Source organism: Longimicrobium sp., from assembly GCF_036554565.1.
In the GTDB taxonomy this organism is placed as follows: domain Bacteria; phylum Gemmatimonadota; class Gemmatimonadetes; order Longimicrobiales; family Longimicrobiaceae; genus Longimicrobium.
The window spans coordinates 1-11,970 of record NZ_DATBNB010000817.1; the positions used below are offsets into that span (position 1 = coordinate 1).

9 protein-coding genes are annotated in these 11,970 nt (G+C 69.8%); 4 read left to right on the plus strand and 5 right to left on the minus strand.

What is annotated here, in order from left to right; genetic code table 11:
• Both VIB55_RS23180 and VIB55_RS23185 read right to left on the minus strand, forming a co-directional pair.
• Positions 1-650, minus strand: a 650-nt coding sequence (locus tag VIB55_RS23180) for a radical SAM protein (protein WP_331879053.1), incomplete at its 3' end; no start/stop codon positions are given.
• 111 nt (positions 651-761) lie between these two features.
• Positions 762-1,109: an arsenosugar biosynthesis-associated peroxidase-like protein gene (locus tag VIB55_RS23185; RefSeq protein WP_331879054.1), complete on the minus strand. Its 348-nt coding sequence runs from the start codon at positions 1,107-1,109 to the stop codon at positions 762-764.
• 453 nt (positions 1,110-1,562) lie between these two features.
• Between VIB55_RS23185 and VIB55_RS23190 the strand changes: the two genes are divergently transcribed.
• From VIB55_RS23190 to VIB55_RS23205, 4 genes are all read left to right on the plus strand, one after another.
• Positions 1,563-2,798, plus strand: a complete 1,236-nt coding sequence (locus tag VIB55_RS23190) for an SDR family oxidoreductase (protein WP_331879055.1) — start codon at positions 1,563-1,565, stop codon at positions 2,796-2,798.
• A gap of 568 nt (positions 2,799-3,366) precedes the next feature.
• The gene (locus tag VIB55_RS23195; protein WP_331879056.1) at positions 3,367-4,470 is read left to right on the plus strand and encodes a glycosyltransferase; all 1,104 of its coding nucleotides are present in this window, start codon (positions 3,367-3,369) and stop codon (positions 4,468-4,470) included.
• Positions 4,470-5,606 carry a UDP-galactopyranose mutase gene (gene glf, locus VIB55_RS23200; RefSeq protein WP_331879057.1) on the plus strand — a complete coding sequence of 379 codons (1,137 nt, stop codon included), beginning with the start codon at positions 4,470-4,472 and terminating at the stop codon, positions 5,604-5,606. Before VIB55_RS23195 ends, glf begins: the two co-directional genes overlap by 1 nt.
• Before the next feature lie 199 nt (positions 5,607-5,805).
• Positions 5,806-6,648 carry a hypothetical protein gene (locus VIB55_RS23205; RefSeq protein WP_331879058.1) on the plus strand — a complete coding sequence of 281 codons (843 nt, stop codon included), beginning with the start codon at positions 5,806-5,808 and terminating at the stop codon, positions 6,646-6,648.
• Between the two features lie 303 nt (positions 6,649-6,951).
• Here VIB55_RS23205 and VIB55_RS23210 read toward each other — a convergent pair whose 3' ends face one another.
• The 3 genes from VIB55_RS23210 to VIB55_RS23220 all read right to left on the minus strand — a co-directional run.
• Positions 6,952-10,059, minus strand: a complete 3,108-nt coding sequence (locus VIB55_RS23210; protein WP_331879059.1) for an efflux RND transporter permease subunit — start codon at positions 10,057-10,059, stop codon at positions 6,952-6,954.
• Entirely contained in the window at positions 10,056-11,117 is a 1,062-nt protein-coding gene (locus VIB55_RS23215) for an efflux RND transporter periplasmic adaptor subunit (RefSeq protein ID WP_331879060.1), read from the minus strand. Before VIB55_RS23215 ends, VIB55_RS23210 begins: the two co-directional genes overlap by 4 nt.
• 32 nt (positions 11,118-11,149) lie before the next feature.
• A partial coding sequence (locus VIB55_RS23220; RefSeq protein ID WP_331879061.1) for a TolC family protein occupies positions 11,150-11,970 on the minus strand: 821 nt, incomplete at its 5' end.

The following is an 11,970-nucleotide window of genomic DNA, read 5'->3' on the forward strand; positions in this document are numbered from 1 at the left end:
CCCTGGTTGCCGGGGAGGAACGTTCCCACGGGATTGGTGACCAGATCCAGCACCAGCCCCGATCCCTCACGGCCGTATCCCAGCTCGTTCAGCCGCCGCAGGGCCTGGATGGACTCCTCGAACACGCCGTCTCCCCGCTGCGAATCCGTGCCCTTGGACCGGTAGTGCGGCAGCGAGGCGACCACGTGCACGCGGTGGCGGGCGAAGAACTCCGGGAGGTACGCGTAGTTGGGGAGCAGCGTGATGGTGAGGTTGCACCGGTCGATGACGTGCTTGCCCGCCGCCGTCGCGCGCTCCACGATCTCCCGCCACCGCTTGTGCAATTCCGGCGCGCCCCCGGTGATGTCGACGGTGGGGATACTGGTCGATTCGATCACCTGGATGCATCGGTCCACCACGTCATCCGGCATCATCTCCGTGCGGTCCGGACCGGCGTCAACGTGGCAGTGGCGGCACGTCTGGTTGCACTTTCGACCGACGTTGATCTGCAGGATGTCGATCGTGGTCGGCCGCAGGGGCAGCAGCCCGGCCCCCGCCAGCGCCGACTCGAAGCTCTGCGCCACGGGCACGGCGTGCAGCAGGGAGCGCTGCTCGCGCGTGGACGCCAGGCCGGAGCGGCGCTTCTGCAGGGTCGGGAGAACGCGGGACATAGGGGCAGTGCGAAAGTGCGAAAGTGCGAAAGTGCGAAAGTACCAAGGGCCAAGTGCCAAGTGCCGGGGTAAATGCCTTGGTAGTTGGTACTCGGCACTTGGTACCAATCCCTACATGCCGAGTTCTTCGGCGCGGTTGCGCATCTGGATGCCGTGCACCAGCGACGCGCCGCCGCGGATGGCGGCCGCTACGTGGACGGCCTCGGTCATCTGCTCTGTGTCGGCGCCCTTCTGAAGGCAGTCCGACGAGTACGCGTCGATGCAGTACGGGCACTGCACCGCGTGCGCTACGGCCAGGGCGATCAGCGACTTTTCGCGCTCGCTGAGGGCCCCCTCGGCAAAGACGGCGTTGTACCAGGCGAAGAACTTCTCGGCCAGGTGCGGCGCGTCCTTGCCCATCTCGCCGAAGCGGGGCAGGTCGTGCGCGTTGTAGTAGTGCGTGTGGGTTCCGGATTCCATCGGTCGGTCGGTTGAGGGGCCGCGGGCGCCGTAGCTTGGGCGCACCTTGTACAGTAACGGCACGCCGCCATTTGGCGCCACCCGGGGGGCCCGATCGCGTGCACGTCCGCGGCTTCGGCGTGCGCGACGGCCGCCCCCCATCCCCAGCCCTTCCCCCGCAAACTCCGCGGGGGAAGGGAGCACGTCAGCCGAGGTTCGACTGGCTGCCAGTGAATGCCCCTGGCAGCCCCCTCTCCCCGGCCCTCTCCCCCGCTTCGCAGGGGAAAGGGAGAATTCGCTCGCGCTTCGGCTGGCCTGGCGCACTCGGCGTCGCAAGCAGTCCGCGAAGGCGGACTTCGGGCCCTTGTTGCCGCGACTTCAGTCGCCCCAGCGAGGCCAGCCGTCCCCGGCCCGCCGCTTGCACCCGCACCCCGCCCGGGTGACGAACAAGCCAAGTGCATGGGAGGACGTGAGATGGAGATCAGGCTAAAGCCCGTTCGGGAGCAGGTGATCGTGATTACCGGCGCCTCCAGCGGCATCGGGCTGGCCACGGCCCGGCTCGCAGCGCGCCGCGGCGCGCGGGTGGTGCTGGCCGCGCGCGACGAAGAGAACCTGCGCCGCATCGTGGCCGACATCCGCGCGGCGGGCGGCGACGCCGTGTACGCCCTGGCCGACACCAGCAGCCAGGAGCAGGTGCTGGGCATCGCCGAAACCGCGCTGCGCGAGTACGGCGGATTCGACACCTGGATCAACAACGCGGCGGTTTCCATCTACGGCCGCCTGGACGAAACGCCGGTGGAGGACGAGCGCCGGCTGTTCGACGTCAACTACTGGGGGATGGTGCACGGCACCCTGGCCGCGCTGCCGCACCTGAAGCGCAGCGGCGGCTCGCTGATCAACGTCGCCAGCGTGGTGTCGGACCGCGCGCTGCCGCTGCAGGGCCACTACAGCGCCAGCAAGCACGCGGTAAAGGCCTTCAGCGACGCCCTGCGGATGGAGCTGGAGCACGAAGGCGCGCCCGTTTCGGTGAGCATCATCAAGCCAGGCTCCATCGACACGCCGTTCCCCCGGCACGCGCGCAACCTGATGGAATACGAGCCGACGCTCCCCGCGCCCGTCTACCGCCCGGAAACCGTCGCCGACGCCATTCTGTACTGTGCCGCCCATCGCCGGAGGTCGCTTACCGTAGGCGGCGGCGGGCGGATGATGGGGATGGCGGGGATGCTCGCGCCGCGCGCCACGGACCGCGGGTTCGAGGGGACGATGTGGTCGCAGCAGCAGAAGGATGAGCGCACGCGCCCCGGCCGCCGCGACGCGCTGTACCAGCCACCGCTGGAGGAGGCCCACACGCGTGGCGACTACGAGGGCCGCGTGCGGCGGACCAGCGCCTACACCAAGGCGACCATGCGTCCCGGGGCGACTGCCCTGGCCGTGGGCCTGCTCGCGGGGCTGGGGTTGGCCCTGGCCGGCCGCGCGGGGCTGCTGGGCGCGCCCGGCTGGCGCCGCGACGACGAGCTCTTCGACATCGAGGAAGAGGAGTTCCGCACGGTAGAGGTGCAGCCCGGCGACGAGGTGGGCGCGCGCGCGGGCGACCTGGATGCCACCGCGTCGGAGCTGGAGATGCCCAGCGACGACTACGCCCTGCGCGGCGTGGAAACGCTGCCGAGCGGCGACTACGGCTTCCGCGCCGGCGCGGACCAGGCGTACTGACCAGGTATCGATGGCGGGCCCGCGGCCCTGCTGGGGCGACTGAAGTCGCGGCAACAACGGCCCAAAGTCCGCCTTCGCGGACTGCACGCGCAGTCGAGTGCACGGGATCAGCCGGAACGCGATCGAATTCTCTGCTCCCCCATGGGGTTTATGGGGGAGAGGCCGGGAGAGGGGGGCGGCCGCGGCATGCGGCGAAACCAGTCGAACCTCGATCGAAGTGCTCCCCTCTCCCGCGCGGTTTGCGGGGGAGGGGCCGGGGGAGGGGGACCCAATTCCGTCCGCGCGCTGACGCCTTTGTGGCGCCGTGTATCGCACCTGGTCCAGAGTTCCCGCTAAGCCTTGGAGACGCAGCGAAAAGGGCACAACGTTTGCGCCCATACCGGCACCTCAATCCCGGTTCCGGGCACCTGGCCGAACTCCCTTCGCCGGCCTCGCCCCACCGTGCTCTCTTGCCAGTGAAGCCATGCATCACCAGCCCCACGCTGCCTCCGGACCATACGACAAGCCGGACCTCCTCTGTCTCTGCCATCTCAGCTGGGACTTCGTTTTTCAGCGGCCGCACCACCTGATGAGCCGCTTTGCCCGTGAGCGCCGCGTGTTCTTCTGGCAGGCCCCCGTGTACGACGCGGCGGAGCCGTGGCTGGACGTCAGCACGCGCGAGGACGGGCTGGTGCTCGCGGTGCCGCACCTGCCCTGGCACGGATGGGACGCCAGCGAAGTCATGCTGCGCGAGCTGCTGGACACGTTCATGGCCGAGCAGCGCATCGGCGAGCACGTGGCCTGGTACTACGACCCGCTCGCGATCGGCCACACGCGGCACCTGCAGCCGCTCGCCACCGTCTACGACGTGATGGACGAGCTGAAGTCCTTCAAGTGGGCGCCGGACCACCTGCCGGAGCGTGAGCGCGAGCTGCTGGAGCGCGCCGACCTGGTGTTCACCGGCGGGCGGAGCATCTACGAGGCGCGGGTGGGGCTCCATCCGTCCGTCCACCTGTTCCCCAGCAGCATCGACGCCGCGCACTTCGCCCGCGCGCGGGGCGGCGTGGCAGACCCGGCGGACCAGGCCGGCATTCCGCATCCGCGCATCGGCTACTGCGGCGTGCTCGACGAGCGGCTGGACCTGGAGCTGGTGCGCGGCTTGGCGGCGGCGCGCCCCGACTGGCATCTCGTCTTCGTGGGGCCGGCGGCCAAGCTGGACGAGAACGAGCTGCCGCGCGCGGCCAACATCCACTACCTCGCGGGCAAACCGTACGCGGAGCTGCCCGACTATCTGGGCGGGTGGGACGTGGCCGCGCTCTTCTTTGCCCGCAACGAGCACACGCGGTACATCAGCCCCACCAAGACGCCCGAGTACCTGGCGGCCGGGCTGCCGACGGTGAGCTCGCCCATCGTGGACGTCGTCCGCACCTGGGGAAGCACGGGGCTGGTGCGCGTCGCCGGGACCGTGGACGAGTGGGTGCAGGCCATCGAATCTGCCCTGGCGGAAACGGATCGCCGGGGCTGGCTGGAGCGGGTGGACGAGGAGCTGGCGAAGACCTCGTGGGACCGCACGTGGCGGGAGATGAGCGAGATGATGGACGAGGTGCTGGAGCAGCGGACGTTCTCCGGGGGCGACGAGTGGGATGCGCTGGAGAGCGAAGTTCAGGGGCTGATGGCTTCCGCGGGGGATTGATGTTCGACTACCTGATCGTCGGGGCGGGGTTCGCGGGGAGCGTATTGGCCGAGCGGCTGGCCGCGGGCGCGGGAAAGCGGGTTCTGGTCGTCGACAAGCGCAACCACATCGGCGGCAACGCGTACGACCACTACGACGACGCGGGCATCCTCGTGCATCGCTACGGGCCGCACATCTTTCACACCAACTCGCGCGAGGTGTGGGACTACCTGGGCCGCTTCACGGAGTGGCGCCCCTACGAGCACCGGGTGCGCGCCAGCGTCGACGGCATGCTCGTGCCCATGCCCATCAACCTCGACACCATCAACTCGCTGTACGGGCTGTCGCTCACCGCCTTCCAGGTGGACGAGTTCTTCAAGTCCGTGGCGGAGCCGGTGGACGAGGTGCGCACGTCGGAGGACGTGGTGGTCGGCAAGGTGGGGCGCGAGCTGTACGAGAAGTTCTTCCGCAACTACACGCGCAAGCAGTGGGGGATGGATCCGTCGGAGCTGGACGCCCAGGTGACCGCGCGCGTGCCCACGCGTACCAGCCGCGACGACCGCTACTTCACGGACACCTACCAGGCCATGCCGTTGCACGGGTACACCCGTATGTTCGAGAACATGCTGGCGCACCCCAACATCAAGGTGATGCTGAACACGGACTTCCGTGAGGTGGAGGGGCAGATTCCGTACGGCGAGGTGATCTACACGGGCCCCATCGACGAGTACTTCGACTTCCGGTTCGGCAAGCTTCCGTACCGCTCGCTCACGTTCCGCCACCAGACGTTGAACCAGGAGCGGTACCAGCCGGCGGCGGTGGTCAACTATCCCAACGAGCACCCGTACACGCGGATCACGGAGTTCAAGTACCTCACGGGCCAGGAGCATCCCAAGACGAGCATCGTCTTCGAATATCCCGGCGACGAGGGCGACCCGTACTACCCCATTCCGCGGCCGGAGAACGCCGAGCTGTACCGCCGGTATCGCGAGCTGGCGGAGGAGACGCAGGGGGTGTGGTTCGTGGGCCGCCTGGCGACGTACCGCTACTACAACATGGACCAGGTGGTGGCGCAGGCGCTGACGACCTACAAGAAGATCACGGGCGCGAAGGCCGCGCGTCCCACCACCCGGCACCCCGAACTCGCGGGGACCTGAGCGTCATCCCCCGCGGCTGACGGCCCAAAACGTCAGCGGGCGTCCCTGTCCAGCGCTGCGCTGGACGGGGGACGCGCGGGCGGGCGCCCGCGCCTCTCTTCCGTACATCCGCTTGCCGTGGAACAACTTGCGGAATCCGGAGTGTTTGGTTACGGTAGATACCCGTCACCGCCCAGCATCCCTCCTCCTCGATGTGTCCATGCCGACCCCTTTGAGACGTGCGCTCGCTCTCACCGCGCTGCTTGGCGCCGCCAGCGCCTGCGATTTGGGCACTGGGAGCGGCGAGCGGTTCACGGCGACGCTGCTGTCGTTCGATGGAGGGGGTGTGGCCGAGCCGTTTTCCCTGAACAACTCGAGCATTCTGCGGCCGCTCGTGCTTACGGGCGACACCGCGCGCTTCCGGCCGTACGCCGCGCGGTGCTCCGGGGTGCGGGTCGGCGGGCGAGTGGATGAAACCACGGTCGGCTGTGAGATCGTCCCGGCTCCATCCGTGATCCGCTGGTCGAGCAGCAACTCCGCGGTCGCTGAGGTGGAGCCGTCGTCGGGGCTGATTCGCGCCACGGGGATCGGCACGGTGACCATTCGCGCGGATGCGGACGGGTACGTCACCGACCACGCCTCCATTGGATTCCAGTCGGAAGACCTCAGCGCCATCCGGACCATCGAGGTGCGGCAGGTGGCGCGCATCGTGATCGCCGCCGATTCCGCTTCGCGCGTCGGCTGCGGCGTGGGCCAGTGTCCGGTCCCCGTCGATGTGGCGCCGGGGTCCGGGCGCGTCCGAATGGCACCGGGCGACGTTCACTTCTACTCGGTCAAGCAGGTGATCGACACGAACGACAACGACATTCTCTCGAAGATCGACACCCGCAAGGGGCGTTTCGTGTGGGCCAGCTCCGGGCCCGGGCTGACGGTGATGGTCGCTGATGGGATCCTCAGCGTTCAGGGGCGTTCCGTCGCGATGGCGCGCGGCCTCTACGAGGTTTCGGTATTCGCCGGCGGGCGGCGCGGGGCGCTGGTCGCCGAAGTCGACGGGCCTCGGTGAGAGTCGTTCAACGCATCCCCGGCGTCGCCGCTCGCGATCGGCGGCTTCGTGGTCTCATCCGCCGCAGCTGACGACCAGGCATCCGGGAAGGCTGAGGACGAGCAGGAGCAGGGCGGCGCGGGCGATCGTGCGCATCTCGTTTTCTCCGAGGTAATGGTTCGAGCGCGCCATCGAGCAAGTTGCCCGCCAGCTGAACAGCAGGTTTCACGCGGAGGCGCGGAGGAACGGAAGAGCCGCGGAGGAGCACGATGCCCTCCGCGGCTCTCTTTTCGCTCCGCGCCTCCGCGTGAAATCATCCCGTCGTCAGACGCCCGCCAGCTCCGGCTCGCGCACCTGCTTAGGGGCGATGGCGGTGACGGGAACGGTGCGGACCGCGATCTCTGGCGCGAGCAGCTTGTACATCACCGGCGTCACCAGCCGCGCCAGGATGGTGGACGACACCAGGCCGCCGATGATCACCCAAGCCAGCGGCGAGTAGAGCGACGAGCCTTCCACCGCCAGCGGCAGCAGCCCGCCGATGGCCGTCAGCGTCGTCAGCACGATGGGGACGAACCTGACCTCGCCCGCCTGCTGGATGGCATCCACCAGCGGCACCCCCTCCTCGCGCAGCTGGTTGGTGAAATCCACCAGCAGAATGCTCGTCTTGATCTCGATGCCGATCAGCGCCACGAACCCGATCACCGCCGTGAACGAGAGCGTGTTCCCCGTCAGCCAGAGCGCCGCGATGCCGCCCACGAAGCCCAGCGGAATCACCGACGCCACGATCAGCGTGCTGCGGAAGGTGCGGAACTCCAGCACCAGGATGGCCAGGATCATGAACACCGCCACGATCACCGCGCCGCCCACCCCGCCGAAGCTCTCCTCCCGGCTCTCGATCTCCCCCGCCGCCGTCCAGCGGTAGCCCTCCGGCAGCTTCATCCCCTCCAGGTCCGCCAGCACGGAGCGCGTCACCCGGTCGGTGTTGAAGCCGCTGCGCACGAACGACGTCACCGTGACGCTGCGCTCCTGGTTGTGCCGCTGGATCAGCCCGGGCGACGACTCGAACTTCACGTCCGCCACCTGCCGCAGCGGCACGGCCGCGCCCGTCATCGACGAGACGTACACGCGGTCCAGCGCTTCGACGGAAGGCGTGCCTGCGTGGGGCAGTGTCACGCGGATGGGATACTCGTCGCCCGCGCCGTCGCGAAAGGTGCCCGCGTTCAGCCCCGCCAGCCCCAGGCGGATGGTGCGGTCCACCTCCACCGCGGGAATGCCGAACAGCCCCGCCTTGTGCTCATCCACGTCTACCCGCAGGTCCGTCCGCGCAAGGCGCACGGGGTTGTCGACGTACATCGTCCCCGGCGTGCGGCGGATCACCTGCTCCACCCGCGCGGCCAGCGTGCGCAGCGTGTCCAGGTCCGGCCCGGCAAGGCGGATGGCGACGGGCGCATCCACCGGCGGGCCGTTCTCGAACTCCTTCACCTGGATGCGCGCGTTGGGGTACGCCGCCATCCGCGCGCGAAGCGTATCGAGCATCGCCGGCGTGCGGCGGGCTTCGTACTCGTCAAGCGCCACGAACAGCTGCGCCACGCTGGGGTTCTGGTTGCGCGGGATCACGTTGTAGTAGATCTGCGGATTGCCATGCCCCACGTTCGTCATCACGCTCTGCACGCCGGGCATCTGCGCCAGGGCGCGCTCCGCGAAGCGCGCGGCGCGGTCCGTCTCGTCCAGGCTGCTGCCGTCGGGCGTGTCGATGTCCACCAGGAACTGCGGCGTTCCCGCCTTGGGAAAGAGCGAGAAGCCCACCGCCGGCACCAGCGCGAACGAGGCCAGCAGAAGCACCCCCGCGGCGGCCAGCGTGCGCCCGGGCCGCTCCAGCGACGCGTGCAGCACCGGCGCGTACGTGCGCCCGATCCCCCCGTGCAGCGCCCGCATGAAGACGTTCCCCCGCGGATCGGAGTGGCGCGAAAGCACGCGGCTGGCCAGCCAGGGAACGATGGTTAGGGAAACGATCAGCGACGCCAGCACAGTGAAGATCACCGCCAGCGGCATCACGCGGATGAACTTGCCCGCGTTGCCGGGCAGAAAGATCAGCGGCAGGAAGGCGAAGATCAGCGTGGCCGTGCAGCCCACGACGGCAATGGCGATCTGCCTCGTGGCGAGCAGTGCCGCCTCGCGCCGCGAATGGCCCTCGCGCAGGAAGCGCTCGATGTTTTCCACCACCACGATGCTGTCGTCCACCAGCAGCCCCAGCGCGATCACGAAGCCCACGATCGACAGCTGGTTGATGGTGAACCCGGTCAGGTTCAGCGCCGTGAGCCCCATCGCGATCGACAGGGGGATGGACACCATCACGATCCCCGCCGCGCGTCCCCCCAGCGGCAGCAGCGTCAGCAGCACCAGGAGGATGGCGATGGCGAAGTCGCGGCCCAGGTGCGAAAGCCGCTCCTCCACGTTCCGCGACTGGTCGAAGCCGCGCTCCAGCTTCACCCCCGCCGGGAGCGTCTTTTCGAAGGCGTCCAACTCCGCCCAGATGCCGTCGCGCACGGCGGAGATGTTGGCCTCCGGCTGCTGGTTGGCGGTGACGAACACCGCGCGCCGGCCGTTGTAGCGGGCGATGTGCGTAGGATCGGCATAGCCCCAGCGCACGTCCGCCACGTCGCGCAGGTAGACCACGGAGCCGCCCGCCGCGCGGATGACGGTGTTGCGGATCTCGTCGATGGACTGGAAGTCGCCGCTGGTCTTTACGCTGAACCGGCGGGTCCCCGCGTCTACCGAGCCGCCGGGGATGCTCGTGTTCTCACCCCCGATGGCCTGCAGCACCTGGCCGGGGGGAATGCGCAGCTCGGCCAGGCGGCCCAGATTCAGCTGCACGCCCACCTCGCGCTCCGGGAAGGCCCACGACTCCGCCCGGCGCACGCCGGGCACGGCTTGGATGCGCTCCTCCAGCCGCTCCGCGCGGCGCTGCAGCTCGTGGTACGGCACCGCCTCCGACACCAGCGCCACCTGCGCGATGTTCACGTCGGCGGCGTTGATCTTGTCCACGTCCAGCGAATGGAGGTTCGCCGGCAGGGAGGGACGAAGCGCGTTCACCTCGCGCAGCACCTCGTCGTACTTGTCATCGGCGTCCGCGGCGGGGTCGAACTCGGCGATGAGAACGGCCAGCCCGTCCTCTACCCGCGCCTCCACCTTCTGCAGCCCCTCCAGCTCGCCCACCCGCTCCTCGATGGGCTCCACCACCAGCTGCTCGATCTCCGCCGCGCTGGCGCCGGGGTACACGCCCACCACCAGGTAGGTGGGGATGGAAAGCAGCGGGTCCTCGGCCTTGGGGATGGCCTGCCACGAGGCGAAGCCCATGGCGGCCGTCATCAGGAACAGCACCACCGTCAGCTGGGGACGGTCGACGAAGAACTCCGTGATGCGGCTGATCATGGCACCACCTTCACGGCCGCGCCGTCGCTCAGGTACGCCGCGCCATCCGTCACCACGCGGTCCACGCCCTCCAGCCCGCCCGTCACCGTCACCCGCTCGCCCTGGATGAAGCCGACCGTCACCGGCAGCCGCCGCGCGCGCCGCCCATCCGCCGTCAGCGTGTAGAGCGTGGCCGATTCATCATCCGCCTCCAGGATCGCGCCGATGGGGACTACCGCCATCTGCGCCCCCGCCGCCGGGCGGATCTCCACGCGTCCCACCAGGCCGGACGAGAGCGCGCGTCCCCCGGGCTGCACGTTCACCTCCACGCGGTACGTTCCCGTCGCGGGATCCGCCGCGGGCGCCACCTCGCGCACCGTCCCGGCGAACTCCTGCCCGGGAAAGGCGTCGAACCGCACCGTCGCCGCGTCGCCGGGCTTCAGCCGCACCGCGTCGCGATCCGCCACGCCCACCTTCAGCACCTGCCCGCGCTCGCTGCTGCCGAGCACCAGGACGGGCATCCCGGCGCCGACCAGCTCGCCGTCGTTGGCCAGCTTGCGCAGCACCACGCCATCCGCCGGCGCGACGATGGTCGCGTAGCGCCGGTTGAACGCCGCCGCCTGCATGTCGCTGCGGGCTACCTGGGCGCCGGTCCGCGCGTCCTGCACCTGCGCCAGGGTGGCGACGCTGTCCGCGTACAGTCGCTCCGCCCGCGCCAGGTCGCGCTCCGCCTTTTCCACCCCGCTGCGGGCGCGCCCCACGGCCGCGTCGATCTCGCGCAGGTCCAGCGTGGCCATCGGCTGGCCGCGCCGGACTGCCTGCCCCTCAGCGACGAGGACGCGGGCGACCACGCCGGGCATCTTGAACGACAGGTCGATTTCGTCCTTGCTGGCCAGCGTGCCCGTGGCGGTCACCGGCTGCGTCACCCACTCGCGGGCAACCGGCGCGGTGCGCACCGCGATGGTGTTGTCGGCGGGCGGGATGGCGGCGCCGGCGTCTTTTCCGCACGCCGCGGCCAGGAGGAGGAGTGCGAAAGTGCGAGAGTGCGAAAGTGCGAAAGTCAGGGACTTCGCAGTCATCGTCGGGTTCCTCTCGTTTTGATGGCGCGCGGTCAGCGGGCCAGGTCGCGGAGCGCGGCGGCGCGCTCCAGCTCAACCCAGCGGGCGGCGTATTCGTATCGCGTAAGGATCAGGTTCAGCCCCGCCGCCGTGAACGACGTGCGGGCGTCCAGCAGCTCGATCTGCGGCGCGATCCCTTCCTGCCAGCGGCGCGCGACCAGCTGGTAGGTGCGCTCCGCCGCGGCCAGCCGCTCCTCGGCCGTGGCGATGGCGCCGCGGGCCACCTGCGCGCCGCGATACGCCGTCCTCACCTGCAGCTCCACCTGCCGGCCGATCTCTTCGCGCCGGCTGCGGGCGCGGTCCGCGTCCAGGCGGGCCTGCTCGCGGCGGGCGCCGTGCTGTCCGCCGTTCCACGCGTTCCACGACACCACCAGCGAAGCGATGGCGAAGTCGTCGTCCTTGCCGAAGCGGTACTCGTTCCCCTGGATGCCGTAGTCCACGGCGAGCGCGACGGTGGGAAGCTGGCCGGCGCGGGCCAGGCGCACCTGCGACTCGGCCGCGCGAACCCCGGCGGTGCCCTGCATCAATTCCTCGCGCCCGGCCAGGGCCGAGCGCACGACGTCTTCCTCCGTGACGGCCAGCGGGTAGGCGAGCGCCGCGTCGGCGAGCACCTCTACCGGGGTGTCCAGGTCGCGGCCCAGCAGGAAGTTGAAGCGGCGCAGCGCGGCCGTGGAGCGCACCTCGGCCTCCGCCAGCGCCTGCTCCGTTTCGGCGCGCTCGGCGCGGGCGCGCAGGACGGCGTCGGGCGTAGCCGTCCCGTTCGCAACCCGCCGCTCCGCGACGCGCAGGTTCTCCTGCAGCAGGGGAAGCGTGT

Excerpts from the sequence above, each read along its gene's own strand:
- VIB55_RS23185 (WP_331879054.1), bottom strand. The coding sequence starts at position 1,109 with ATGGAATCCGGAACCCACACGCACTACTACAACGCGCACGACCTGCCC.
- VIB55_RS23215 (WP_331879060.1), bottom strand. The coding sequence starts at position 11,117 with ATGACTGCGAAGTCCCTGACTTTCGCACTTTCGCACTCTCGCACTTTC.
- VIB55_RS23205 (WP_331879058.1), top strand. The coding sequence starts at position 5,806 with ATGCCGACCCCTTTGAGACGTGCGCTCGCTCTCACCGCGCTGCTTGGC.
- VIB55_RS23195 (WP_331879056.1), top strand. The coding sequence starts at position 3,367 with ATGAGCCGCTTTGCCCGTGAGCGCCGCGTGTTCTTCTGGCAGGCCCCC.
- glf (WP_331879057.1), top strand. The coding sequence starts at position 4,470 with ATGTTCGACTACCTGATCGTCGGGGCGGGGTTCGCGGGGAGCGTATTG.
- VIB55_RS23190 (WP_331879055.1), top strand. The coding sequence starts at position 1,563 with ATGGAGATCAGGCTAAAGCCCGTTCGGGAGCAGGTGATCGTGATTACC.
- VIB55_RS23210 (WP_331879059.1), bottom strand. The coding sequence starts at position 10,059 with ATGATCAGCCGCATCACGGAGTTCTTCGTCGACCGTCCCCAGCTGACG.